The 23,937-nt window shown below is 37.1% G+C and carries 26 protein-coding genes and 2 tRNA genes; 10 read left to right on the top strand and 18 right to left on the bottom strand.

What is annotated here, in order from left to right:
- Positions 1 to 12: 12 nt before the first annotated feature.
- The 13 genes from FW768_RS20905 to FW768_RS20845 all read right to left on the bottom strand — a co-directional run bounded on the left by FW768_RS20905 (position 13) and on the right by FW768_RS20845 (position 11,177).
- Positions 13 to 291 (bottom strand): putative quinol monooxygenase, encoded by a 279-nt coding sequence (locus tag FW768_RS20905; protein WP_153398745.1) that lies wholly within the window; start codon positions 289 to 291, stop codon positions 13 to 15.
- Positions 292 to 309: 18 nt separating this feature from the next.
- Positions 310 to 1,380, bottom strand: a complete 1,071-nt coding sequence (locus FW768_RS20900; protein ID WP_153398743.1) for an NADH:flavin oxidoreductase/NADH oxidase — start codon at positions 1,378 to 1,380, stop codon at positions 310 to 312.
- Between the two features lie 80 nt (positions 1,381 to 1,460).
- On the bottom strand, positions 1,461 to 1,847 hold the full coding sequence (locus FW768_RS20895; protein ID WP_153398741.1) for a nuclear transport factor 2 family protein: 387 nt from the start codon (positions 1,845 to 1,847) through the stop codon (positions 1,461 to 1,463).
- The gene (locus FW768_RS20890) at positions 1,847 to 2,407 is read right to left on the bottom strand and encodes a nuclear transport factor 2 family protein (RefSeq protein ID WP_153398739.1); all 561 of its coding nucleotides are present in this window, start codon (positions 2,405 to 2,407) and stop codon (positions 1,847 to 1,849) included. Before FW768_RS20890 ends, FW768_RS20895 begins: the two co-directional genes overlap by 1 nt.
- Positions 2,408 to 2,692: 285 nt before the next feature.
- A complete protein-coding gene (locus FW768_RS20885; protein ID WP_153398737.1) occupies positions 2,693 to 3,328 on the bottom strand; it encodes an SDR family oxidoreductase in 636 nt (211 codons plus the stop codon).
- Positions 3,329 to 3,351: 23 nt separating this feature from the next.
- Positions 3,352 to 4,212 (bottom strand): AraC family transcriptional regulator, encoded by an 861-nt coding sequence (locus FW768_RS20880; protein ID WP_153398735.1) that lies wholly within the window; start codon positions 4,210 to 4,212, stop codon positions 3,352 to 3,354.
- A 393-nt stretch (positions 4,213 to 4,605) separates the two neighbouring features.
- The gene (locus FW768_RS20875; RefSeq protein ID WP_153398733.1) at positions 4,606 to 6,114 is read right to left on the bottom strand and encodes a serine hydrolase; all 1,509 of its coding nucleotides are present in this window, start codon (positions 6,112 to 6,114) and stop codon (positions 4,606 to 4,608) included.
- 194 nt (positions 6,115 to 6,308) lie between these two features.
- Positions 6,309 to 7,319, bottom strand: a complete 1,011-nt coding sequence (locus FW768_RS20870; RefSeq protein WP_153398731.1) for a trypsin-like serine peptidase — start codon at positions 7,317 to 7,319, stop codon at positions 6,309 to 6,311.
- Positions 7,320 to 7,386: 67 nt separating this feature from the next.
- Complete coding sequence (locus FW768_RS20865; RefSeq protein WP_153398729.1) at positions 7,387 to 8,232, bottom strand: caspase family protein; 846 nt, start codon at positions 8,230 to 8,232, stop codon at positions 7,387 to 7,389.
- 327 nt (positions 8,233 to 8,559) lie between these two features.
- Positions 8,560 to 9,204, bottom strand: coding sequence for a response regulator transcription factor (locus tag FW768_RS20860; protein WP_153398728.1), 645 nt, complete (start codon positions 9,202 to 9,204; stop codon positions 8,560 to 8,562).
- Positions 9,201 to 9,971, bottom strand: a complete 771-nt coding sequence (locus tag FW768_RS20855; RefSeq protein ID WP_153398726.1) for a sensor histidine kinase — start codon at positions 9,969 to 9,971, stop codon at positions 9,201 to 9,203. Before FW768_RS20855 ends, FW768_RS20860 begins: the two co-directional genes overlap by 4 nt.
- A 9-nt stretch (positions 9,972 to 9,980) precedes the next feature.
- On the bottom strand, positions 9,981 to 10,631 hold the full coding sequence (locus FW768_RS20850; protein ID WP_153398724.1) for a hypothetical protein: 651 nt from the start codon (positions 10,629 to 10,631) through the stop codon (positions 9,981 to 9,983).
- A gap of 9 nt (positions 10,632 to 10,640) precedes the next feature.
- A complete protein-coding gene (locus FW768_RS20845) occupies positions 10,641 to 11,177 on the bottom strand; it encodes a hypothetical protein (RefSeq protein ID WP_153398722.1) in 537 nt (178 codons plus the stop codon).
- 351 nt (positions 11,178 to 11,528) lie between these two features.
- Here FW768_RS20845 and FW768_RS20840 point away from each other — a divergent pair, with 351 nt between their 5' ends.
- From FW768_RS20840 to FW768_RS20830, 3 genes are read left to right on the top strand one after another with little or no spacing between them, the layout of a single operon-like run.
- Positions 11,529 to 12,806 carry an erythromycin esterase family protein gene (locus FW768_RS20840; protein ID WP_153398720.1) on the top strand — a complete coding sequence of 426 codons (1,278 nt, stop codon included), beginning with the start codon at positions 11,529 to 11,531 and terminating at the stop codon, positions 12,804 to 12,806.
- Positions 12,806 to 13,711 carry an ABC transporter ATP-binding protein gene (locus FW768_RS20835; protein WP_153398718.1) on the top strand — a complete coding sequence of 302 codons (906 nt, stop codon included), beginning with the start codon at positions 12,806 to 12,808 and terminating at the stop codon, positions 13,709 to 13,711. Before FW768_RS20840 ends, FW768_RS20835 begins: the two co-directional genes overlap by 1 nt.
- Complete coding sequence (locus FW768_RS20830; protein ID WP_153398716.1) at positions 13,704 to 14,480, top strand: ABC transporter permease; 777 nt, start codon at positions 13,704 to 13,706, stop codon at positions 14,478 to 14,480. Before FW768_RS20835 ends, FW768_RS20830 begins: the two co-directional genes overlap by 8 nt.
- Before the next feature lie 80 nt (positions 14,481 to 14,560).
- Here the strand turns inward: FW768_RS20830 and FW768_RS20825 are convergent, their stop codons facing one another.
- Positions 14,561 to 15,046 (bottom strand): hypothetical protein, encoded by a 486-nt coding sequence (locus tag FW768_RS20825; protein ID WP_153398714.1) that lies wholly within the window; start codon positions 15,044 to 15,046, stop codon positions 14,561 to 14,563.
- A gap of 286 nt (positions 15,047 to 15,332) precedes the next feature.
- Here FW768_RS20825 and FW768_RS20820 point away from each other — a divergent pair, with 286 nt between their 5' ends.
- The 7 genes from FW768_RS20820 (at position 15,333) to FW768_RS23770 (ending at position 19,433) form a co-directional block, all read left to right on the top strand.
- Complete coding sequence (locus FW768_RS20820; protein ID WP_185152022.1) at positions 15,333 to 17,153, top strand: M43 family zinc metalloprotease; 1,821 nt, start codon at positions 15,333 to 15,335, stop codon at positions 17,151 to 17,153.
- Between the two features lie 319 nt (positions 17,154 to 17,472).
- Positions 17,473 to 17,547, top strand: a tRNA-Pro gene (locus FW768_RS20815).
- 17 nt (positions 17,548 to 17,564) lie between these two features.
- A tRNA-Arg gene (locus tag FW768_RS20810) sits at positions 17,565 to 17,638 on the top strand.
- A gap of 49 nt (positions 17,639 to 17,687) precedes the next feature.
- Entirely contained in the window at positions 17,688 to 17,792 is a 105-nt protein-coding gene (locus FW768_RS20805; protein WP_153398710.1) for a GIY-YIG nuclease family protein, read from the top strand.
- A gap of 103 nt (positions 17,793 to 17,895) precedes the next feature.
- Positions 17,896 to 18,720: a 5'-nucleotidase, lipoprotein e(P4) family gene (locus FW768_RS20800; protein WP_153398708.1), complete on the top strand. Its 825-nt coding sequence runs from the start codon at positions 17,896 to 17,898 to the stop codon at positions 18,718 to 18,720.
- A 52-nt stretch (positions 18,721 to 18,772) separates the two neighbouring features.
- Positions 18,773 to 19,210, top strand: a complete 438-nt coding sequence (locus FW768_RS20795) for a class I SAM-dependent methyltransferase (protein WP_231128751.1) — start codon at positions 18,773 to 18,775, stop codon at positions 19,208 to 19,210.
- 79 nt (positions 19,211 to 19,289) lie between these two features.
- A complete protein-coding gene (locus tag FW768_RS23770) occupies positions 19,290 to 19,433 on the top strand; it encodes a hypothetical protein (RefSeq protein ID WP_231128749.1) in 144 nt (47 codons plus the stop codon).
- Between the two features lie 17 nt (positions 19,434 to 19,450).
- Here FW768_RS23770 and FW768_RS20790 read toward each other — a convergent pair whose 3' ends face one another.
- The 4 genes from FW768_RS20790 to FW768_RS20775 form a co-directional block, all read right to left on the bottom strand.
- Positions 19,451 to 20,296 (bottom strand): SH3 domain-containing protein, encoded by an 846-nt coding sequence (locus FW768_RS20790; RefSeq protein ID WP_231128747.1) that lies wholly within the window; start codon positions 20,294 to 20,296, stop codon positions 19,451 to 19,453.
- An 11-nt stretch (positions 20,297 to 20,307) separates the two neighbouring features.
- Positions 20,308 to 21,135, bottom strand: coding sequence for a 50S ribosomal protein L11 methyltransferase (gene prmA, locus FW768_RS20785; RefSeq protein WP_153398706.1), 828 nt, complete (start codon positions 21,133 to 21,135; stop codon positions 20,308 to 20,310).
- Between the two features lie 197 nt (positions 21,136 to 21,332).
- The gene (locus FW768_RS20780) at positions 21,333 to 22,046 is read right to left on the bottom strand and encodes a 3-ketoacyl-ACP reductase (RefSeq protein ID WP_153398704.1); all 714 of its coding nucleotides are present in this window, start codon (positions 22,044 to 22,046) and stop codon (positions 21,333 to 21,335) included.
- Positions 22,047 to 22,365: 319 nt separating this feature from the next.
- On the bottom strand, positions 22,366 to 23,931 hold the full coding sequence (locus FW768_RS20775) for a calcineurin-like phosphoesterase C-terminal domain-containing protein (protein ID WP_153400013.1): 1,566 nt from the start codon (positions 23,929 to 23,931) through the stop codon (positions 22,366 to 22,368).
- Positions 23,932 to 23,937: the final 6 nt, after the last annotated feature.

Genomic DNA, 23,937 nt, shown 5'->3' with positions numbered 1-23,937 from the left:
TTCTCCTAAAAATTATGCGGATCGATAAATAATCGGTTGCTCTTGTAATTTATCGAATGATGCAAAAAACTCCTTTGAATATGATTGCTCATTATGGAGATCTAAGCCATCTACACTTTCCCATTTTTCATTAAGGATAAAAGTATTTTCATCATCAATACTCTGGTGGACATCATATTCGATGCAGGCCTCTTCTTTCTTAGATAATTCCGGGAGACTGTATAGAAGGTCTTTTATCTCTTGCACATGCTCAGGTTTTGCCTTTACGACAACGGTTAAATAAATATTCATAAAATTTGTTTTTTGATGTTAAAAGGCAAGCTCGTAAGGTTTCGGAACAGGAACTTCCGATCGAAGCTGTTTTGCGGCGTCTAAAGGAAAATAAGGATTTCGTAAAAGTTCTCGACCTATGAAAATAAGATCAGCATCTCCATTGGTCAAGATCGTTTCGGCTTGATGTGCGCTGGTTATCATACCGACTGTTCCCACTAATAATTGATCTTTCAGCTCACGCTTAATCTTACTTGCAAATGGTAATTGATAACCTGAGCCTACTGTAATTTTAGCATTCGGAACGGTACCTCCGGAAGAAACATCAACAATGTCAATTCCCTTCCCTGCTAATTTTTTGCTTAGCCAAACTGAATCATCAATGTCCCAGCCATCTTCCATCCAGTCTGTAGCCGAAATACGAACAGCAATTGGAAGTTCAGTAGGCCATACTGCTTTAACTTTATCAATAATTTCAAATAAAAATCTTGCTCTATTTTCAATACTTCCGCCATAGTGATCGGTTCTTTTGTTTGGAATAGGTGACAGAAATTCATTGATCAGATAACCGTGCGCACTGTGAATTTCGATCATCTCAAAACCAGCCTCTAACGCTCTCGCGGCAGCATCCGCAAAGGCTTGTTGAAGTTCTTCAATATCTTCCAGAGTCATTTCGCGGGGTGTTTGTATTGTTGACGAAAATGCAATAGCAGAAGGCGCAATCACTTCCCATCCATTTTCTTCATCGGGCATTAACGGATGGCTCTCACGTCCTGAAGTCCACATACTTCCTTTTCTACCGGCATGTGCCAATTGAATTGACGGAACAGATCCTGTACTTTTTATAAATGACGTGATCTTGGTAAGCATTTCAATATGTTCGTCTTTCCAGATTCCCAAATCTCCAACACCAATACGTCCATCAGCTCTAATAGCTGTTGCTTCCAGCATTACTGCACCGGCGCCTCCCATTGCTCTCGAACCATAATGAACCAAGTGCCAATCACTTGCAAAGCCATCTTCGGCCATGTACATACACATTGGAGAAGTGATAATCCTATTTCTAAACGTAACTGATTTAACCGCTAACCGACTGAATAATTTTGACATTTTATTTTTTTTTTGACACAAAAGTTTCCACTGGAAGCCATATGAGGCTCCCAGTAAAACTTTTACAGAATGATTTTTAATTATTTATCGTAGAGATGAAAAAGTTTTGCAATAACTTTCCAAGCTCCATCAATTTTGATCAATGAATGGAAATCTGTAAAATCTTCATCGGCAGCATCGTGTTCCATTTCGATACGAACAACTGCTGTAGTGGGTGTTTTGTGTAAAACCGTAAGATTGGTTTTGATGTTGGGCGCTGCGCCAAATTTCTCCACATAGGTGTACAGATTATCTATACTTCCTTCCGACAGATCACTACCTAAGTGACCATACATGATAGCATCCTTGTGAAAGGTTTTTTTTAATTCTGCAACATTTCCTGTTTTAAGTCCATTGACATAGCCTTCCATTGCCGCCAAGACATCTTCATAATCCTGAACGGTGTTAATATTTTTATTTGCTGACATTATTTTATGGTTTGATAGATTTTACTTATAATTTTCCAATCATTGCCGTCTTTTACCAGTGTAAACATATCGGCATATTTGTTCGGTCCAAATTGAGATTCGATTCTCACGATCGCCGCATCACCTTCCACATCTAAAGTTGTCAATTTATAATTTGCTTCCATTGGCTCTGCTGCGGAAAATCCGTCAAAAAGCACCTGTATTGGTACACTTTTCAATGCTCCGGCTTCAGACCATGACATGGTTGCAGTTGATGCGAATGCCGGTTTAGCAATATTGCCATCGCCTTTTCTTCCTGCTTCAACATATAAATCTATTGCTTTCAGGATAGCTTTTTTTTGCTCTTGATTGTTTTGCATAACTTCTGTTTTAATGTTTTGATTGTTTTTATCTTGACATGAAATTAATAATCCACCAGCGGTCAAGGCTGAGATAATTGCTACCCTTGGTATTGAAGAAAATATCTTCTTCGATATTTTTCCAACGTTTTGCCTTAAACCGTCAGGATTAGAATTTCCGGAACCCGAATTCATATTTTTTTGTTCTTGAATGTTCTTCATAAATCGTCCTGTTTACCTGAATGTTATAATTTTTATAAGTATAAATTACTGTCTTGTCAGACACAATAATTAAGCTTTTTTTCTATAACAAAGGTACGATGACGAAAATGTAATGGCTTTTCTAATTAGTTCAAATATTTTGACTAATTAGTCCTATTTAGCAGTGAAAAATTGAGAAATATAATGTTGACGTTTCTCCATTAGTAAGATTCAAAAAATTAATAGGAAAGTGAAGATTAAGTAAGATAGGATGCCAATATATTCAGTTCATTGAATACAGCCTTTTTATCCAAGTTGATTAAGTGCTTCATCAATCGGTGTATTTCCATCATGCATCAAAATAACCTTACCAATTGTTGAATTATTTTCCAATACTGCGACAAGGGTATCAACAACATTAGCAATAGAATTACTTCCAGGGCTGGTAACATTGGTCTCTATTTTTCCTGTTCCTTGCCCTTCTTTAAGTCCTCCGGGTTGTAAAATAGTATAATCAAGACCAGTTTGGGTGGTGAGGTAGAGATCAGCGTAATGTTTAGCAATATTATAATCTGTAAGATCACTGAGAAAAGATTCCTTCCAATGCTCCGGTTGTAATGCGAAAACTGAACTCAACATGATATAACGATGAACTCCGGCTTTTTCAGCAGCTTGCATGGTTTTAATCGCTCCATGTAAATCTATCTGTAAAAGATTTTTACCACGCGATCCAGAAACAAAATAAATAACATCAACACCATTCATACTTTCTGCAAGCGTATCAACATCGCTGAGCAAATCCATGTAAACCTGCTCAATATTATCTGTATTATTTGGTGAATTTGGATTTCTTGAGCCCGCTAAAACCTGATACTTAGCAGTTAGTTTAGTAACTAAAAGAGATCCGACTCTACCATTTGCTCCAATAACCAATACTTTCATACATTTAATTTTAAAATGATATGTTAACGGGATATGCTCGGTGCCTGTCCATGAAATTCTTTATATATTCTTGAAAAATGAGAGACATTTTCAAATCCTAAGGAATAACAAATATCTGAGACCGACAAAGATGTTGTTTCCAGCATTTCTTTTGCCTTCTCTAATCTCTTTTCTCTGATCCAGGTTGCTGGCGCAACATTGTAGATATTCTGAAAATCTCTCTTAAAACTTGACAAGCTTCTGCCTGAAAGATAAGCCAGTTCAGCAACAGAAACCGGTGAAGCATAATGCTGTTCCACCACGTTACGGATATCAGTTCGTATAGGCTCGTGTAATTGTAAGATTTGTAAAAACATATTTCGGTTACATTCCGCAACATCGTATAATAATTCCATAATCTTTAAGCGAAGCTGTCCTGGATGAACCACAGAATGATCAAAAAAATAGGGCTTCATGGAATTGGCAAATGCAACCAAACATTCATTCATTGGATATGGTCTTGTTTTGATCTCTCCTTCAGGTTTTGACACCTTGATTTCTGATGTTGACAAAAATGACTTTAGGAGATCATCTTTAATGCTGAACATCAAACTGTCATAAATATTGTCATTTTCAGTATTTCCAAACTTATGATACTTTACTGCAGTAGCTTTCTTTAGCAAAATCATATCATTTTTGCCCACTGTATATTCTTGCTTTCCATAGGTAAGAACAACCGTTCCCTCAAGAACAATAAGAAGTAAATGCTGTTCGAGATACATCGTACCTCTAACTTCTGTACTATGTATACATTGCTCAATTAAAGTACACCCATCCAGTTCTAAGGTATTCTGAGGTGTATCAAGACCTATCAGAGAAGTCGGGAACTTTATCATTTTTTTCATTTACTTACTTTTTAAATATCCACTTTGATTATTTTACGGCTAAATGGTAAGTTACCTAATAAGCATGAATTCTAAGATAATGAATTCTATAAAAGTAGCCATATATTCAAATTTACAGTATACAAAATTATGTATTCTGCAAAAATCGGACTATCCTTTTTAGTTCAAATAAATTTACTAATTAGTTCAGATCTTATAGTTCGAATATTTGTAGAGATCACTTAAAAAGACAACTATTTGATAGTTGTCTCTTTTTTTATACCCATAAATGACAGCAAGTGGCTTCCCGGAAGCTTTTTATTATCAATAATATTGATTTCTATAAAAAAGACTGCCTTCGTCAGACAGTCTTTATTATTTCAGGTTATAGAGCTTTGATTATTATTTTCATGGTTATTTCCCTGTCTCTTTTTCAATTTTTAAAAGCATTTCTTTCGCATTTTGGTTAGCCGGGTCCAATTCAAGAACTTTTAAATAATCTTTTTTTGATAACAGGTATTCTTTTTTTCTGAAATAAGCTTCACCGCGGCTGTCATATACGTTTGAAGAGCCCGGGAATTCATGAACATTCAGATCAAAAAGCTTAAGTGCTGATTCTACTTTTCCTTCTCTCAGGAATTCATAACCCAGTTCATTCAGTTCATTTTCACTAGAGAAATTATAACCGGTACTGTGGTTTTTTTTAAGATTTTTATACAATGTAATGCCTTTATCAATATTCTTATAGCAGTCTTTTCTTATAGTTAAAGCAATAGGTTCTTTCTGAGAGACAACAGGATAGTTTTTCCATTGGTTCAATGTAGCAATACTGCTGATAATCTCATTGATCAATCCGAAATTCCGGCCATTGGTCATCACAACAATACCATTTCCATCTTCGAGGCTTCCTACATAATGACAGACAAAGCCTTCGTTTCCTCCGCTATGCTTAAAGTATTTTACTCCCTCAAAATCATCTGAAAATACACCCCAGTTATTTTCTATCCTTTTTACAGACTTCTCTTTGGGTAATATTTTATTTGATTTTCCTAATAATGACAATTGTGTTTCAATAACGTATCGGGCTAAATCAGAAGGATTCGTCCATAAGCCTGCTGCTGCTTTTTCAGGATAAATGTGGTATTTTCCTTTTACTTCTTTACCATTTCCTTCATATCCTGTTGCAAGCAGATTAATCTGGTTTTGCAATGGAGGCTGATTAAATGAGCTTTCGTTCATCCCCAACGGCTGTAAAATATTTTTCATCATATAATCTTCATATTTTTCTCCGGTTACGTTTTCCAGGATTAACTGTGAAATCGTTGTTCCCCCGCCCGAGTACTTAAATTTAAGCCCCGGTTCAAACAGAGACCGTACCGCGCCTGAATTAGAAGGGGCTAATCCATCCAGAATTTCTGTGACGGTTGGCAGTTCTTTTCCTTTTTGATAGCCGCCAAAACCACTTACCGATAAACCAGCCGTATGATTCAACAGATTAGCAATTGAAATTTTGTTCCCTTTTGACAGACTATCATACGGAAACTTCCAGGTGGTTAAATAATTATTGATATCATTATTCAAATCTAATTTACCTTCCTGAACAAGTTTTAAGATCCCAAGACTGTTAATTGATTTACTTATGGATGCTGCCTGAAAAAGCGTTTGGACAGTTGCCTCCCTTTTTTCAGAAATATCTGCATAACCATAGGCTTTCGCCCATTCTACTTTATAATTTTTAATGACTGCAATACTTACGGCATTGATGTTATAGAAAGCCAGCCTTTCTTTTAAAGACCATTTTTTAGCTTTAGACTTATCCCAATAATTCAGGTTGGTTTCAAATAATTTTATTTTATCATTTACATTTTGGGCAAAAATATTCAGTGATAAAAACAGGATGATAATCAGGCTTATTTTCTTCATATGAAATAATTGATTGTATGTTTTTTTCAATCTATTCTTAAGACACCTGAAAAAGCACTTTATTACATTTCAAAAATAAAATTTTCCAAGAATTTGCTGATAGCCTGAAACTGTTATAAAAATTGAACAGAGCAATATTGTACTCTCTGTAAAAGCAAAAGACTGCCTTCATCAGACAGTCTTTTTATTTTTAATTAAGGGTGTTCGTTTCTGGCTCTTTTGACAAGATCTACCAGATCTGAGCCTCCGCTCGCAAAATTATCACTTGGGTTATGAGCACTTTGCGTGGCAACAGCATAAGGAGCTCCATCCCAATATCCCCAGAATGGCCCGCCGCTTTGTCCAGGCCATATATCTGCCTTGTGGCTCATGCTTTCATTATCGTCAGCGCTCCAGAAGTCGCCATCCAGTGCAATTCCCGTCTGATACGTTGGTCTTTGAGTTCCTGTCAGGTCACCGGGATACCCTGCATGGGTCCAGTAAGCTCCGCCATCCCAGGAATCGGTATAGGATTTTGAGCCCATCCATCCTGTGCTGTTTCCTATCGGACGATCTAATACGATGACCACATAGTCATATTGGATCTCGGTGGAATCAACAGTTGGTCCGGCTACTTTGTATTTATAATAAGTGAGTACGCCCCATGCGCTTCCATAAGGAGCACTTCCGTTGTAATACATCGGGGTAAATTTCAGCCACCCTGTATTGTTATTAGGCTGCCAGTCTACAATGTGTGAGCAGGTAAGCAGGTGTCTCGGCCCAATCATCACTCCGCTTCCTGTACCTAAAGGACTTTCTACTCTTCCTACGCAACGCCAAGGATAGGCTGTAGAGTTGAAGACTCTTCTCTGATCCGGGCCAAATATTGTTCTAGCTCCTTCAACAGCCTCGAAAGTTTCTCTTTCAATAAATTTGGGTTTGCGGTTCTTTTTAGGCTCCAGCTTCGGTTGGTATTCAAAATCTGCATGAACAGGATAAAAATGGTCAGTTTCAAGTTGCTGCTCACCAGATTTTTTCTCATCCATTGTCATTCCGACTGTTTTCATTCCTTTCGGATATGTACGACCGTCAATGGTTTCCATTTCCGGTTTCTGATTTAAAAATTTCTCAGTGTTGGCTGATTTTTCAGCTGATTTTGCTTTTACAGATTTAAGTCTTGAAACTTCTTCTGCGGTCATTGGTTTTTTGTTTTCTGAATTAGACATGATTATTGTTTTTTAATCCGTTGATCCCTACTCTATTGATGGCTTTTCAGGTTACGCCTATGGTTGTTTATGAAAATATTTTTTGAGAAAATTCGGTGGAAATGCTTTCCGTCTGGTTAATCTGGGCTGCCCCCATAGCCGCTAAAGCTACAGCAACCTGCCTATCAAGGGTTTTTCTGATGACATTTCCGTTGGTCGCTCTGAGTACTTTACAGAAATGATAGGTAAAATATCCTCTGATCTGTCCGCTCATGTTTCCTTCCATAGATACCTGATTATCTTTACAGGCCGCCCATAAGGTATGATTCAGTCCGGCAACAGGTACTAAAGCCTTTGTTATTATATTGGCTTTTTTAGAATTTCCGGAGGCCTTTATTTCACTGGCATACGTCATGTAAAATTCATCTTCCAGCATTGGCGGAATGTAGCGTGCCGTTTCAAAAGTAAGCTCCGATTCAATTCCCAGATCCATTTTTCTTGTTCCGGTTCCTGAGTAGCAGCAGTCAAAAATCACTTCCATATTCACTCCTGCCTTCAGCTTATCGAGTACCGCTTTAAAATCATCATCACGGATAACTCCGGCTGTGGCATAATCATGCGGACAGATGGCTTCATCCAGACCATCTATTTCCAGATCTGCTCCAATATTGGCCACTCTTGTTCCATGCCCTGAATAATAGAAAACCAGAGAATCTCCTTTTGAGCTGCTATTGATCAAGGCTTTTAGGTAGTTTAAGATATTGGCTCTTGTAGCATTCTGATTGGTGAGAATTTTAATCTTTGAAGGATTAAAACCACAAATCACCAGTGTATTAGCCATATCTCTTGCATCATTAATACAGCCATTCAGATCAGGACCGCCTGATCCTATAGGTGCATAATCATTGATTCCTACAATTAATGCTTTTTTCATTGTTTTAGTTTTTAAAATTTCCCTTACTCTGTTCTGGCTTTTCAGGTACCGCCGCCAATTATAATTTGACAGGTCAAAATTCCATTATTTATCACACCGGAAACAGAGGAAAAAGCACCATCTTATAGCAGGAAAAACACTTTTCCGGACTGATTAATTGAAGTTTTCAGTCCATAGCTTTTTCACCTGCTCCTACTTTTTAAAGATTGGCAGGCAAAAAAAATCCGGCAGAATCAAAATGATCCTGTCGGACGAGAAGAGTATCCTGCCTTCATCAAGCAGAATTGAAATAATAGTGAATAATAGATTATCGGATGATCAGTATGATCACTCCAATCCATTTTTTAAAGCAAAGAGTACAAGACCTACCCTGCTTTTTATTTCCAGTTTCAGAAAAACGGAATCTCTATAGCCATCAATCGTCTTGGGACTGAGAAACATTTTGTCTGCAATTTCTTTATAGGTTAGCTCACTGCAGGCCCATTTGATAAATTCCCTTTCTCTGTCTTTAAGCTCTGAAAGAAGTGATACCGTTTTAGAATCTTCCGCTTTTACTTTTAGCAGTTTCTGGGCTACAAAATCGGTATAAAAGCATCCTTTGTCAAATACCGTATCAATAGCCTGAAAAAGAATGGAAGGCTGCATATCTTTCAGCAAATACCCTTTTGCTCCCGCTTTCAGCATTTTGATCAGCACTTTTTCATCATCTTCCATGGTAAGGGCAATGACCTTAATATCAGGCTGATGCTCACTAAGCCACTCTGTTGTTTCTATTCCGTTTTTATAGGGCATATTAATGTCCATCAGTACAACGGCGGGTAATTCGGAAGCCTGCTCCAGCGCGGCGATAAAGTCTTCCCCGTTAGGGTGATTCATAATTACGCTGTACTGCGGATTTTCCACGATCATATTCTCTAATGCCTTAGACATTAAGGTATGGTCATCAACAATGGCTATCGGAATGGTATTCATGGTATAGATTTATAATAAGTTATTGAGGTTTGTGTTCCTTTATCCAGCTCTGAGCATATGGAAAATTCCGCATGAATAAGTTTTGCTCTCAGCTCCATATTTTTCAGTCCGGAGCCATCCTGTATATTCCGGGTATTAAATCCTTTCCCGTTATCTGAAATATTAATACGCAGCGTTTCATCATTATCTTCCAGTTCTATTTTAAGATTCTTGGCCCGTGAATGCTTAAGAATGTTATTGATGCTTTCCTGAATAATCCGGAAAAGGATCAGAGCATGTTTGGGCGAAATATCGATATCCTGTTTTTGGGTAATGAACTCAATTTTCAGTAATTTCAGTTTTTTTATCCGTTCCACTTCTCTTTCTATGGATTCTGTAAGTCCGAAATGAATGATCTGTTCCGTGATCAGTGTTTTAGATAAATTTCTGATGTCCTGGATACATTCTCCCAGCAGTTCACTCAGCTCGATTAATTCTTCTTTTTCTCCGTTTTTCAACTTGGTGATAAGCTGGTTCTGTCGCAGCCGGACTACTGAAAGTTTCTGCCCCACATCGTCATGCAGTTCCTGGCCGATATAATTAAGTGTCTGCTCCTTTATTTCTACTTGCGATGTGGCTAGCTCTTTTTCAAACCGCATATCTTTCTCTTTCTGCTTTATCAAAAGGGTTGTTTTCTTTTTAATAAAAACCACATAAATGAATATCATCGTTAATACAACAATGAGAAGGGTAATGGTAAAGGAAATCACTAAATTATTCTCTTCCATAATTCAAATTCAGGTTGATCTGGATCTGTCCTGTCGATTCCAGAGCAGTCCCAGTATAAATATTCCGTTACTGATCATATTCAACATAAATAAGATAAAAAAGTAAATATTCTCTGAAACCGTAGTTCTGAAAAAGGAAATCGGAATACATCCTATAAAAAAGATCAACAGAGCTACCGAGATCCAGAAAGGCAGATAGTTTTTGATCTCCAGTATTTTATCAGAATTGAAGGTTTGATACAGAAATAAAATAATAGAAAACATCAGTAAAAGAATATTGATATAGAACATATTAAAAGAAAAATGTCCCAACAGATTATCTTCTGTAAAAAACATGATCAGAATATTTAGCACAAAAAGAGCAAGAATCCCTCCCTGTATCTTCTTAAGCAAAGGCAAATAAAGCAGCTGGTAATAATAGCATAGGTACAGGAAAAAAACAATAATTAAAAATCCGACTGTATAAAATATATCAGTAGGTTTTTCTGTCCGCCTGAAATAAAAATAGCAGAATATATCGATACTGGAAGACAGTACATACCCTGCAACGAAAAACAAATTCACTTTTTCTATTTTCCTGTATTTTACTGCCATCAGCAGCATTACCGATACCGATACCGCCGCAGTTACCTGTTTCCCTATTTCTATATTCCAGCTCATGGTTTTTCGCTATTGCATTCCTGAGGAATATGTCTTAGGAGGAGGAGCCAGATTGGTCATATTCATGGCTTCTATATCCGGGATATCTGTATTTTCATCTGACGTAGTTCTTGACATTACTTTCCCAGTATCATTTTTAGGCATTCTGGAAGTGGGTACCAGAAATATAGTCTGATATCCGGCATATTCAGGTTTTGCCATTTTACTTTTAGGATGGTTTATTGGGTATTTCCCCATATAAATCCTGATTCCTACATTTTCCTTGTTCTGTTTTTTCGCTTCTTCTTTTACGTACTGGATGTAGCCTTCCATTTCTTCCAGAGAAAACCAATACCATCGGGAATCCGGTTCTCCGTTTCTGTATTTGGTAAGAATCATATGGTTGGTTCTGGTATACTCATCAAACAGCACCTGTCTTTCATCGTAGCTGATCAGTTTATTTTTATAGCTGTCATCTACTGGCGGCGTGCAGCTTAACATACAAAAACCTAGTATAAGCAGCATGAAAAGCATGCTTAAATTTTTAGATAAAAAAGTAGTCTTCATTTCTTGTGGTTTATAATTTTTCTTTAACAAAATTAGTCATCTTCTGATCTAAAAAAAAGGGGAAAAACACTATTTCTTTGAAAATAAATTAAAAAACAAATAGGTTACCCATAAAATTCATTCATTTTACAACATATCTTTATTTTTTCACTATTTTCTATTATCATTCCGGATCCCTAAAAACAACTTTTCTTACTTCACTCACACATGACAATTCGTCTTTATTTTACCAGATGGCATTATTTTCGACCTATAGCCTCATAATTTATCATTAAAAAACATAATTTATTATAAAAAAGTAACTAACAGATCAAAACCTATACATATATAGCAACCTATAATTTTTAATTGATGAAGAAAATACTATATACTTTTATCATTCTCGTAGCATCTGTATTAGTCCTCAACCAATTGGTCTATAAAAAGATCCCTGAAAAAGAAAAAGCAGAACTCCTATCTGGGGTTAAACGTTATCAACTCCCCATCAAAAATATTTCTATGGAGAATAGCGATGACAGCGATCTGAAAATATTTGACACGATCCTTAAAGATAACAAAATCGTTCTGCTTGGTGAAAATACCCATTACGACGGGGCTACTTTCGAGGCAAAAAGCCGATTGATCAAATATCTCCATGAGAATTTAGGATATAATGTAGTTTTATATGAAGCCGGGCAGTATGATACGTGGCTCATGAATGAGGAAATGAAGAATCACCAGCTGAAAGTTCCTTCCGATTCTATCGGTGGTCTTGGCCTCTTTGGATTCTGGTGGATGAATAAAGAAACCCAGCCTCTTATACAATATTATCAGAAAACGAAAACATCTGCTTCTCCTATTGAAGTGGGAGGGTTTGACATCCAGCTTTCGGGAGGTGCCTTAATGAGCAGACGTGTAAAACTTATCAATAACTTCCTAAGCAGAAATCATATTGACATCAAAAAATTTCCTCTCTTTAATAAACACGCCGGTGAATTTGCCTATTTTATTTATGATGGGTATACTGACAAAATTCTGAAAGGCAGTGATAAAACACATCTGGTCAATGAAATCGAAAAACTTGAAGAGGCTGTTTTGAAACTGGACAAAACCCCTGAAAACACAATGTATGCTAGGTATTTCAATGATATGAAAAATAATTTAACTAAAATCTGGAAATACAAATCCGGATCTATGTCAAGCATGAATTTCAGGGACTCTCTGATGGCCAGAAATCTTTTTTATCAGATGGATTCCTTGTATAAAGATCAGAAAATCATTGTATGGTGTGCCAACATCCACACTTTTGCATCACGGTACACTAAAGATTATCTTCCTTTGGGAGCCCATATCAAAAATAAATATGGAAAAGCCTCCTATATGATTGATTTTTCATCCTATGGCAAACCAAACAAAGCAGGAAATATTATCAACAAACCCGGAAAATTTGCTATTGAAAATACATTTCATGAAACAAAAACTCCTTATTTCTTTATCAATCTGAGAAATATCCCCGGCAGCTCATTCTTAAAACAGGAATTTGTATCTACCATCAATCAGGGAATCGATGAAAAAAAGGTATGGAGCCGTTTTTGCGACGGGATTTTTTATATCGATATTAATAAAACTGTAACCCCACTCAAAAAATAATGGAAAGCATTACAACTAAAGGCTTAAACTATACATTAGGCGACAAAACTATTTTAAACAATATCAGCCTCAGTGTTCCGGAAGGTAGTATTTACGGATATCTGGGAAGGAACGGAGCGGGAAAATCCACTACAATAAAATTACTTCTAGGGCTTCTGGAAGAAACTGATGATAAGATTTTCATCCGGAATAAAAGCCTGAAACATAACCGTACCGAAATTCTGTCCGAAACCGGCAACCTTATTGAATCTCCCTGTTTTTATACCAAACTTAGTGTTTTTGAAAATCTGAAGTACCTTGATATCATTTATGGCAAAGGAACGAAAAGGATTGATGAGGTGCTGGAACTGGTGGATCTCCACCGTGAAAAAAAGAAGAAGGCCAGCGCTCTTTCTATGGGAATGAAACAACGTCTCGGAATTGCCATGGCCATATTTCACGATCCTAAGCTGCTGATCCTGGATGAACCTCTGAACGGATTGGATCCACAGGGTATTTTTGAAATGAGAAAGCTTTTTCAATATCTGAACGGTCAGGGAAAAACGATTTTCCTTTCAAGCCATATTCTGAGCGAACTGGAAAAGACAGCTACGCATATCGGTATCATTGAAGGTGGGCAGATGATTTTTCAGGGGACAAAAGATGAATTACTGAGCCAGGTTGAAAGAGAAGTCCTTTTAAAAATAAACAACCCGGAAAATGCCATGTCTGTACTTCAGGGAACATCTTTTTCTGCCTCTCAAAACAGTCCGGATAAAATTTCGGTCAAAATCAACGATGACAAAGCGTTTCATACTCTTTTAAAAACGTTGATCGAAAGCGGAATCGAGATTTATGAAATCGATTCTCAAAGCGCGAACCTTGAACAGATCTTCATTAACCTAATCTCTAAAAACCATGACTAATACATTCTATAAAGCTTTTTCCTCTGAACAGTATAAACTGTCTAAAAACAGGGAAATATTCGGGGTCCTTCTGGTTCCGGCACTCATCATTTTCGCTATTGATCTTTACATAGCCTATGATGTCATCAGCTCCGGAATCGGAACAGGAGGCGGCACGGAAAACCCATGGAAAATGTCACTGGGAAGAATGGTACTCATGTTTTTCTATATGCTCTATCCTATTCTGGTCTCTCTTTTTGTACATGCCTGCTGTGATGTGGAATACAAGAACAATAATTATAAGATTCTTTTCACGATTCCTGTTTCAAAATCAAAGATTTTCATTTCAAAAGCATTATTTATTCAGATTACTGTTCTGTTATCTGTTCTGCTTTCTTACTTTGCCCTTCTGCTGAGCGGCTATCTTTTCAGCATAGTTTTTCCTGAGATGGGTTTCCAGAACTATGATTTCAGGGAAGTTATCTTTTATACTTTCTTAAAATTTGCGATTACCCTTTCTGCCATAGCAATGATCCAGCTGGCCCTCAGTCTGGTTTTCAAAAACTTCATCTATCCTATCGGGATCAGTATGTTTATGCTGATTTTTTCAGGACTGGCTAATGAAAAAAAGTTTTCCGATTTTCTGGTGTACACCGGAGGCTATAAATCTTATGGGAATTTTATGTCTGAAAATATTTCTTTTGAAAGACTGGATTACTGCAATATTGCCGCAATTTTTGTATTTGCTGTCATAAGTTTTTATTTATTCGTCAGAAAGAAAGGCGGATAAAAAATAAAATTCCCCGAAATATTCAATTTCGGGGAATTTTGTTTTATAATCTCCTATATTCTAAATTATATTCCACAAAATCATCGAAAGTCACGTTTGGGAGGTTTAGATTTTGATGAACTTTTATCAACGAGAATCTTGTATAAGCCTTCCAGCTCTTTCGGGGGCATTCCTGCATCGAAGCTTGATGAGGTAAAGATTTCTTTGCTTGTTGTAATAATCACAGCAGAAGCCAAAGCCCTGTCCGTAGCCCTTCCCTGTGTAGGTGATTTTAATGTTGAGATCTTAGACAGATCTATCATTTCGGCCTGTTTTACCATAGCATTCCAGTCTGCAGCTGATAATACAGCAACTGATTCAGAGCCATTCACGGATGTTATCTTAGAACCCGGGATAAACGTAGTAATCCTGTTGGTTCCTCTTGTCCGCTCTGTAACTTCTATTTTCTTGATGTCAAAATTCTTTTGCACCGTATTCAATTGTATATCAGAGCTCTTCTGTTGGGAATTACAGCTTACGTTAAATAATAAAAGTGGAGTTAATATAATAAGAAAGCCAAATTTCATCTTTTATATTTTTCAGTTAGAATTAAGAAATGATTGTAAAAAAAATATATATTTGCAAAATTAATTAAAAAAAATCTAAATGAATAGTAAAACTATTTTTAAACTATCATTTCCACTCTTTTTAATGTTTACCTGCTGGTTTTTTGGTCAAAAAAAGAAACTCCAGGACGATCAAATCGTTTTTGGAAAGGCCTATACATTGGAGGAGCTAAGAAAAACCGAAGGATTTATAAGATGTGCATCTTCTGAATACGAAACAATGCTACAAAAACAGAATCCAGGCAGAATGACAGAAAAAGAATTTGAAGACTGGATTGGTCCTTTAATTGCCAATGCGCAGGTCAACAAATCTCAAAACGGAGGTATCATTACGATTCCGGTTGTAGTGCATGTTATTCACAGCGGCCAGGCATTAGGTACTGCTCCTAATATTACAGACGCTCAGGTTCAGTCCCAGATTACTGTAATGAACAATGATTACAGAAAGTTGAGCGGAACCCCGGGATTCAACACCAATCCTGTTGGCGCAGATACGATGATACAATTTGCCCTGGCAAAAGTTGATCCAAACGGAAACCCTACTAACGGGATTGATCGTGTTAATCTTTGCCAGACATCCTGGCCTACTAACCTTATTAACAGCTATGTAAAGCCTCTTACCATATGGGATCCTACAAAATATATGAATATGTGGAGTGTAAGGTTTTCAAACAACCAACTTCTTGGTTATGCTCAGTTTCCTTCCAATTCCAATTTACCAGGAATGGCACCTAGCGGAGGATATGCTGACACTGACGGAGTTGTAGCCAATTATTCGACTTTCGGAAGTATTGCTTACAATGACGGAACATTCCTTCTTAATGCTCCTTATAACAGGGGAAGAACCATGACCCATGAGGTTGGCCACTTTCTAGGGTTAAGACATATATGGGGAGATGACACTTGTGGAACAGATTACTGTTCTGACACTCCTACTCATGAAGGTTCCAATGGTGGATGCCCTCCCCATCCAAAATCAAATAACTGCGGTACAAGTGATGAAATGTTTGAGAATTATATGGATTATACAAACGATTCATGTATGAACATTTTCACAACCAACCAGAAAGACAGAATGATTGCTGTAATGAACAATTCACCAAGAAGAGTAGAGCTAAAAGCTTCAACAGCCGATCTTCCTATTCCATTGTTTGCCAATGATGCCGAATTAAAAGGAGAAAGAAACTGCAGCGAAACTGCATGTAGTGATTCTCCAACAGCTATTACTGCAAAATTCTCATTATATAACAGAGGGACAAGCCCGCTTACTTCTGCCGTTATAATTTATTCGGTAAATGGAGGAGCACAGCAAAGTACAAACTGGAGCGGAAATTTGGCCCAGGATAAATATGCAATTATTGATATTCCTACAGGAGCCGGAGCAGGAAGTATTTCTGCAAAAATTTCATCTGTGAATGGTACTACCGATCAAAGGTCAACGAATAATTTTGCATCCGTTGCCTTAGGTAATTCTGCACCAGTATCAAGTCCAAATTTCACTTTAGAATTACAATTAGACTATTTTGGTTCAGAAACTACATGGACATTACAAAACAGCACTGGAACTACTTTATATAGTGGAGGCCCGTACCCGGATGTTGTTGATCCAGAAAATGACCCTCTTCCGGATCTTATCTCGGTAAACTGGAATCTTCCTAATGATTGCTATACTTTCACGATCAATGACAGTGAAAATGACGGAATCACTACATATGGAGGATTTTATAGAATTAAAAACTCAACCGGAAACATTATTTCTTCTGGAAATAATCAATTCGTAAGCAGCCAGAGTAAGCAATTTAAAGTAACTGGAGCGTTAGCTACCAATGAAGTTACAAAAGCAAAAAATACTGTAGGGATCTATCCGAACCCTGTAGGTGACATTCTGAATGTAACTAATGTTTCAGATAAAACGAAATATGAAATTCATAACACAGTAGGTCAGATTATCAAAACCGGAGTTATTGAAGATCAGAAAATTCATGTATCTGAGCTGACAAAAGGAGTTTACTTCATTACCTTTAAAAATGAAAAACAACAGGAAAATATAAAATTCATCAAAAAATAAATTATTTTCCAATATTGTGATCAAAGCCCTTAGATTTTTTCTAGGGGCTTTTTTTAGCAGTAATTCAACCTTATTTCCGTTAAAAATTAGAAATAACAATAGTTAAGCCTTACTAAACTGTAAGTCAGTGTAATAAATTTCAAAAAAGAAAAATATTTATTTCCCTGTAATTTTCAACGTACAGAAAAACAGTGAAATAGTATTTCCCAGTTTTGGCGGCTAAAAATCTTTTTTTACAAATTGTTTTTATTATTCAAAAAAAGTTTCTATCTTTGCACTCGCAAAAACGAAGTAAAATTTGTTTAAGATGACTGCCAATCGGGGCGTAGCGTAGTCCGGTCATCGCGCCTGGTTTGGGACCAGGAGGTCGCAGGTTCGAATCCTGCCGCCCCGACTTATTTTCAAAAACAAGGGTGCGTAGCTCAGCTGGATAGAGCATCTGCCTTCTAAGCAGACGGTCAAAGGTTCGAATCCTTTCGCGCTCACAAAAACCTCACAATTCTTATTGTGAGGTTTTTTGTTTAGATTAATTTCATGTATTTCTGCTATACTCTTTATTCTGAATCATCAGATGAATATTACATAGGAAATTCCTGTGAAGATTTACAGGAAAGACTAAGAAACCACCTGCTAAAATAGACCAGCGCATTACTTAAAGACAGATGCCCTTTTACAGCGGTTCACCACAGAGTTGTAATAAAAGCCAAATTGTTATAATTTTGTATTCTCTATTTTAAATTCAATGAAAAATTTTAACTTCATTATCACAAGCTGTTTCTTTGCTTTGGTCTTATCATGCAAAACAGCAGCACCGGATTCAAAAGCTTCCGTTCAGGACACACCTTATCAAAATCTTGGACGTGAAGGAAAAATATATGCTGCATTTTACCAGCAAAGAGCAGCAGAATATGAGGCCCTGTGCCTTCAGGCCTACAATATTGCAAAGCTCCGTTTGGATGAGGCTTTAGCACAGAAATCAGATAAACCTTTAGCTATCGTTTCAGATATTGATGAAACCTTTCTGGATAATTCCTATTACGCTGTGGAGCGTGCAAAAATGGGAAAAGACTATGATCAGGCTACATGGGAGGAATGGACCGCTAAAGGCATTGCAAAACCACTTACCGGCTCACAGGAATTTTACCAGTACGCAGCCAATAAAGGTGTTCAGGTTTTTTATGTAACCAACCGTATGGAGAAGGAACGTGCAGGAACGCTGAAAAATTTAAAAAAATATAATTTCCCTCTTCAAAGTGATACCAACCTTATCCTCAGATCAGCGGAAAGCAGCAAAGAAACCCGCAGAAAGGATATTGCTAAAAACTATAATATCGTTTTACTGTTAGGAGATAATCTTTCGGATTTCGCAGGTATATTTGATAAAAAATCAGAAACAGAACGGTCTGCGGCTGTCAAAAGTTCAGCGAAAGAGTTTGGAAAAAAATTCATCATTATTCCGAACATTGGTTACGGAGACTGGGAATCTTCATTTTATAATTACAAATACAATTATACCAGTCAACAGAAAGACTCAATGATGTACAATGCAGTAAAAGCTAATCCTTAAATCGAAATAAGCTCGCTTTTTAATCAGTTTCATTTTGAAAACCGTCAAAACAATGGACAGATATACAGAAACATTTAAAACCTGGAATAAAGTTGCTTTATTATATCAGGAAAAATTTATGGATCTGGATCTGTATAATAACACCTATGATTTTATCTGCCGCTCAATCGCTCAGAAGAATGCAAAACTTCTGGAAATTGGCTGCGGGCCCGGAAATATTACCCAATATCTTTTAACTGCACGACCGGATTTTACAATATTCGGAATTGACATTGCCCCCAATATGATAGAACTCGCCAAAAAGAATAATCCTACAGCAAGTTTTGCCGTAATGGACAGCCGGCAGATTGATCAGATCCAAACAAAATATGACGGCATTATCTGCGGTTTTTGTTTACCCTATTTATCACAAACAGAAAGTGAAAAATTCATTTCGGATTGTTATCATTTATTAAATCAAAAACGGACTGTTATATATAAGTTTCGTTGAAGGCGATCCGGATAAGTCGGGATTTCAGGTAAGCAGCAGCGGAGACCGGGCTTATTTTTATTTTCACAGACTGGACGAATTGAAAGAGCACCTTTTAAAAAATAATTTTGAACAGATCAGAATATCCAGAGTGGAATATAAAAGAAGAGAAAACGATGTTGAAACCCATACCATTCTGACCGCCATAAAAACAAAAACCGCTGCATCCAATACAACGGTTTAACTTTTTCTTATTCTGAATTATTTCAGCTTATAGGAACTTCCATTCCAAAGATAGGTTTTAGAAGACTGTGTTTTCCTTTCCCGGTCTTTGTCGTCCAGTTCCATATCTCTTGTTTTCAGGATGAAGGCATTAGGAATACCCCCTTTATCATTCGGAAATATAAATTCTTCTGAATGATAAAACACTCCGGCATCACTTACACTCGCCAGACGAGGAAGGGTGATCAGCTTTTTATCTTTGAAAAGTATATATTGGTCATAGCTGGCAATACTACATGCATCTCCTGAAGTGGAAGCCTTTAAAGTAAATTCCACATTCTGCAGTTTATGATCGCTTTCTATATTGAATGTGGCAGACCTCAGCTCTTCTCCCCTTCCGGCATCAAAATATACTTCCTGAATCAGAGTATTACCTTCTATCACCTTGATTCCGGCGATATTTTGTTTTTCAACCAGATTATACTCATTTTTTCTATCGATGGTTTTTGACAGTCCGAAAAGGAAATCATACCCGTTTTTGTTACGGTATCCCACACAAAGATTAGCTCCCCAGACATATCCTTCAGACACAAAATCTCCCTTTTGATAGGATACTTTATACCAGTTAGCGGCTCTTTCTCCGAGCTTCAGAACAGCATCTTCCTTTTTCAGGATCATTACCTGCTGGTTGGTTGGCAGCGAATCCAATATCTGGGATTTTACATCAGGATCTTTTCGTACCCTCGTCCAGTCAGTAAAAATTTTCTGGGTTTTATTTTCTGTAAAATCAAAAATAGTATCAGGATATATTTCTTCACTTACTTGTGCTGAAAAGCAATGAAAAATCAGCATCAATACCCCCGTCATTAAAAATCTCATATTCATTTCTGTTATTATTATTTTTCTAAAAGCAAGCTTACCCACTCTTCACGCTGAAGCTGTTTTTTAAGTTCCAGGCCATTTTCTTTACATACTTCAAGAATATCAGCTACATCAAAGAAACATAACCCGGAAAGAAGAAGCTTTCCTCCTTTATTCAGGACAGAAACATAAGTAGGAATATCAGAGATCAGAATATTTCTGTTGATATTAGCTAAAATAATATCATAATTTTCTTTTCCTAGATTTTCAGCAGTTCCCTGTTCAATATCCAGTTCAACCCCATTTCTTACCGCATTTTCTTTTGAATTCTCTACCGACCATTCGTCAATATCAATGGCTTTGGTTTCTCCGGCTCCCTGCTGTTTAGCGTAAATAGCAAGTACCGAAGTTCCGCACCCCATATCCAGAACTTTTTTCCCGTTGAAATCAATACCCATCATCTGCTGGATCATCAGGTGGGTTGTAGGGTGATGCCCTGTTCCGAAGGACATTTTAGGCTGGATAATAATTTCATGCATTCCAGGAACCGATTCATGAAACTCGGCTCTGATCAGGACCTTATCATCAATATTGATCGGTGAGAAGTTCTTTTCCCATTCTTCATTCCAGTTAATGTTCGGCATTTCTTCAAAAGAATAGCTGATCTGCACATTTTCGTTTTCAAAGATCGGAAGGGCTTTCAACTCTTCTTCATTGAACAGTTCCGTCTGAATATATCCTAAAATTCCGTCAATCTCTTCGGTAAAACTGTCAAAACCTATTTCTATAAGCTCTGCCATTAATATCTCATTCCACGGTTGCAGTGGAACGATCTTGAAATTGAATTCTAAATAATTTTGCATGTGAATAATTTGCTGCAAAAATACTAATGTTATTACGGTTAAAAAAATGGAATGGATAAGTTTTGGCTAAAGCCGGAGGATTTTATATTTTATGGAATATTAAATGTTGAATATTGATGTAATATCAGGTGAATTATGATCAGCAGGAAACAAATAAAGCGGGCTAAAGCCCGCTTTTATACGTTAAATCATTAAAACTATGGATTGGTAGAGAAGATAGATCCGTTTGCAATTAATGCTCTTCTGTTCATTTTCAGAATATCTCTTACCCATTCTGCGAAGTCTTCCGGCTGAAGTACTTTATCAGGATTTCCGTCTGTAAGTCCGCCCTGGATACTCATATCAGAAGCAATGGTACTTGGTGTTAATGTAATTACACGGATATTCTGTTTTCTCCATTCTGCCATCATCGATTGTGACAAGGAAACCACGGCTGCTTTTGAAGCGGCATAGGCTGACATATTCGGACCTCCTTTCAATCCGGCTGTAGAAGCTACATTTACAATATCACCTTCTCCTCTTTCTTTCAGGAACGGATGGACAGCTTTTGCAGCATAGTATACTCCGAATAAATTGGTTTTAATGACCTGTTCCCAGGTTTCAGAAGACATCTCTTCAATCGTCCCGAAATCCCCGATTCCTGCATTGTTGATCAGGATATCAATTCCTCCTAACTTTTCTGCCAGAGATTCGATTCCTGCTTTTACTTCAGCTTCATTATCAATACTGAACACAGCATATTCTGCTTTTACGCCAAGATTTCTGATTTCTTCAACCGTATTTTTAAGGTTTTCCTCGTTTCTGCCGGTTACTGCAATATTTACTCCTTCATTGGCCAGGGCTAAAGCAACCGCTTTTCCAAGTCCTCTTCCACCGCCGGTTACTACGGCATTTTTTCCGCTTATATTCATAATGGTATTTTTACTGTAAACAAAGTTACGAAAGATCATTTTTACGGAAGCTGAAGAGAACATATTTAATAGAATTTTAATAGTTGCCTGTATGGTATATCTGCTTTATCATTTTAAAACCTCAGGTAATTCTCCACCTATAATTCTGAAAAGCATGTGAAATAATATCCAACAAGATGCAATCATAAAAATCTGCGTAATCTGCCCCATCTGCGAGAATAAAATCAATAATATCCTGTAAAAGCACATTCTCAAAAAAATAAAACCGGCTTATAAAAACCGGTTTTGCAATCTGAAAGTATAGTAATAAATGAAAAGCTTATGGTATAAGAACCGGATTCTGAACCTCAAATTCTTCGGAAGCAGTAAACTGATTCCCATACAGATCTGAAGCTCTCACCTCAACTTTATGTTTCCCCATCGTTAATTTTTTAGGAAAACCAATGGTCCAGATATGTTTTGACATCTCCGGATTGGAAGGTCTCCTACCCGGGAAAAGATTTTGTGTACTATCCCACTTGAAAACAGAAAGGGCAAAATTCGGGTCTACGGTTTCATCATATTCCATTGCTTCCCAGTTTCCGTTGTCTATTCTGTATTCTACCTTATCTTTTTTACTTCCTATAAAGAAGTTGGCCAAAACTTTGGCTGATGTTTTTGAAGGATAAGGAATTACTTTAGGTACATACAATTGAATCTGATAATCTTCAGGCTTTCCGGCAGTTTTATATTTAACCTTATACTGATTATCATTAAAGCTGATGAAAGAATATCCTTTAGCAGTACCGTCTCTCATCGTTGAAGTAGGAAGCCCGGAATTATCAGGAGTTCCGGAATACCAGTCTCCGCAGGTGGTTCCTACGTTGTATTCATGAAGTTCTTTTATCCCAGCCCAGCCTGCTTTTTTACCGTAGAAGATCTGCTGCTGGATGTGGGTATGTGCTGATAACAGCAATACATTTTCAAAAGGCTGCAGGAAATCAAAAAGTTTCTGGCGGTCTGCATTTCTGAAATTATCTTCGTTATGATGTTCCAGCGGAATATGGAATGAAACCACGATCAGCTTATTTTTATCAACCAGCTTCAGATCGTTTTCGATGAATTTCAGCTGGTCTTCACGGAATCCGCCCCAATATCCTTTACCATCTCTTGGGTCCGGATAAAGAATATCATCCAGAATAATGAAATGGACATTCCCGTAGTTGAAGGAATAATTGGCCGGCCCGAAATTCGCTTCAAAGGTTTCGTCTGAAAGATGATCTTCTTTAGCATCATAATTCATATCATGATTTCCCATAACATTATACCATGGAAGACCGATTTCTTTCATCACATCCGCATAAGGTTTCTGAAGGCTTAAATTATCACCAACCAGATCTCCAAGACTAATTCCCAGTACAGCATTTTTCTTCGTATTTTTTACTTCGTTTACGATTCCTCTTTTGAAATAATCCAGTTCTTTTTCTGTATAAGGCTGTGGATCCCCGAAAACCAGAATATCGAAATTTTTGCTTTCATTCTGTTTATAAAGCGGGAAGTTCAGTTCTTTGGGAAGTTCACCTGTAGGTGCAGATCCTTTGTATTTAAAATCAGCAGGTGATCCGTTGGGTTTATGATGATAATAAAACTGAGGAAGATTATTACTGTTGAATGCAGTCTGATATCCGGATGGCTTAATCACAAAAATGGTCTGCCCATCCTGAACTGGAAGGCTGTATCTTCCGTTTTTATCCGTAAGAACCACCTGTACTCCGTTTGATACCGAAACTCCTTCTACTCCTTTTTCGCGACCTTCTTTCTTCTGGTTCTTATTGATATCCTCATATACATAACCGGAAACAGAGGTCTGGGAAAATGCCATTGCCGAAACCAGCAGAGAAGGCATTAAAAA

This window comes from Chryseobacterium vaccae (genome assembly GCF_009602705.1).
Taxonomy (GTDB): Bacteria; Bacteroidota; Bacteroidia; order Flavobacteriales; family Weeksellaceae; genus Chryseobacterium; species Chryseobacterium vaccae.
This window is presented reverse-complemented; position numbering and strand designations above follow the sequence as displayed.

Bases quoted from the DNA above. Each gene is read 5' to 3' on its own strand.
- FW768_RS20905 (WP_153398745.1), bottom strand. From the start codon at position 291: ATGAATATTTATTTAACCGTTGTCGTAAAGGCAAAACCTGAGCATGTG.
- FW768_RS20900 (WP_153398743.1), bottom strand. From the start codon at position 1,380: ATGTCAAAATTATTCAGTCGGTTAGCGGTTAAATCAGTTACGTTTAGA.
- FW768_RS20895 (WP_153398741.1), bottom strand. From the start codon at position 1,847: ATGTCAGCAAATAAAAATATTAACACCGTTCAGGATTATGAAGATGTC.
- FW768_RS20890 (WP_153398739.1), bottom strand. From the start codon at position 2,407: ATGAAGAACATTCAAGAACAAAAAAATATGAATTCGGGTTCCGGAAAT.
- FW768_RS20885 (WP_153398737.1), bottom strand. From the start codon at position 3,328: ATGAAAGTATTGGTTATTGGAGCAAATGGTAGAGTCGGATCTCTTTTA.
- FW768_RS20880 (WP_153398735.1), bottom strand. From the start codon at position 4,212: ATGAAAAAAATGATAAAGTTCCCGACTTCTCTGATAGGTCTTGATACA.
- FW768_RS20875 (WP_153398733.1), bottom strand. From the start codon at position 6,114: ATGAAGAAAATAAGCCTGATTATCATCCTGTTTTTATCACTGAATATT.
- FW768_RS20870 (WP_153398731.1), bottom strand. From the start codon at position 7,319: ATGTCTAATTCAGAAAACAAAAAACCAATGACCGCAGAAGAAGTTTCA.
- FW768_RS20865 (WP_153398729.1), bottom strand. From the start codon at position 8,232: ATGAAAAAAGCATTAATTGTAGGAATCAATGATTATGCACCTATAGGA.
- FW768_RS20860 (WP_153398728.1), bottom strand. From the start codon at position 9,204: ATGAATACCATTCCGATAGCCATTGTTGATGACCATACCTTAATGTCT.
- FW768_RS20855 (WP_153398726.1), bottom strand. From the start codon at position 9,971: ATGGAAGAGAATAATTTAGTGATTTCCTTTACCATTACCCTTCTCATT.
- FW768_RS20850 (WP_153398724.1), bottom strand. From the start codon at position 10,631: ATGAGCTGGAATATAGAAATAGGGAAACAGGTAACTGCGGCGGTATCG.
- FW768_RS20845 (WP_153398722.1), bottom strand. From the start codon at position 11,177: ATGAAGACTACTTTTTTATCTAAAAATTTAAGCATGCTTTTCATGCTG.
- FW768_RS20840 (WP_153398720.1), top strand. From the start codon at position 11,529: ATGAAGAAAATACTATATACTTTTATCATTCTCGTAGCATCTGTATTA.
- FW768_RS20835 (WP_153398718.1), top strand. From the start codon at position 12,806: ATGGAAAGCATTACAACTAAAGGCTTAAACTATACATTAGGCGACAAA.
- FW768_RS20830 (WP_153398716.1), top strand. From the start codon at position 13,704: ATGACTAATACATTCTATAAAGCTTTTTCCTCTGAACAGTATAAACTG.
- FW768_RS20825 (WP_153398714.1), bottom strand. From the start codon at position 15,046: ATGAAATTTGGCTTTCTTATTATATTAACTCCACTTTTATTATTTAAC.
- FW768_RS20820 (WP_185152022.1), top strand. From the start codon at position 15,333: ATGACAGAAAAAGAATTTGAAGACTGGATTGGTCCTTTAATTGCCAAT.
- FW768_RS20805 (WP_153398710.1), top strand. From the start codon at position 17,688: ATGTATTTCTGCTATACTCTTTATTCTGAATCATCAGATGAATATTAC.
- FW768_RS20800 (WP_153398708.1), top strand. From the start codon at position 17,896: ATGAAAAATTTTAACTTCATTATCACAAGCTGTTTCTTTGCTTTGGTC.
- FW768_RS20795 (WP_231128751.1), top strand. From the start codon at position 18,773: ATGGACAGATATACAGAAACATTTAAAACCTGGAATAAAGTTGCTTTA.
- FW768_RS20790 (WP_231128747.1), bottom strand. From the start codon at position 20,296: ATGAATATGAGATTTTTAATGACGGGGGTATTGATGCTGATTTTTCAT.
- prmA (WP_153398706.1), bottom strand. From the start codon at position 21,135: ATGCAAAATTATTTAGAATTCAATTTCAAGATCGTTCCACTGCAACCG.
- FW768_RS20780 (WP_153398704.1), bottom strand. From the start codon at position 22,046: ATGAATATAAGCGGAAAAAATGCCGTAGTAACCGGCGGTGGAAGAGGA.
- FW768_RS20775 (WP_153400013.1), bottom strand. From the start codon at position 23,931: ATGCCTTCTCTGCTGGTTTCGGCAATGGCATTTTCCCAGACCTCTGTT.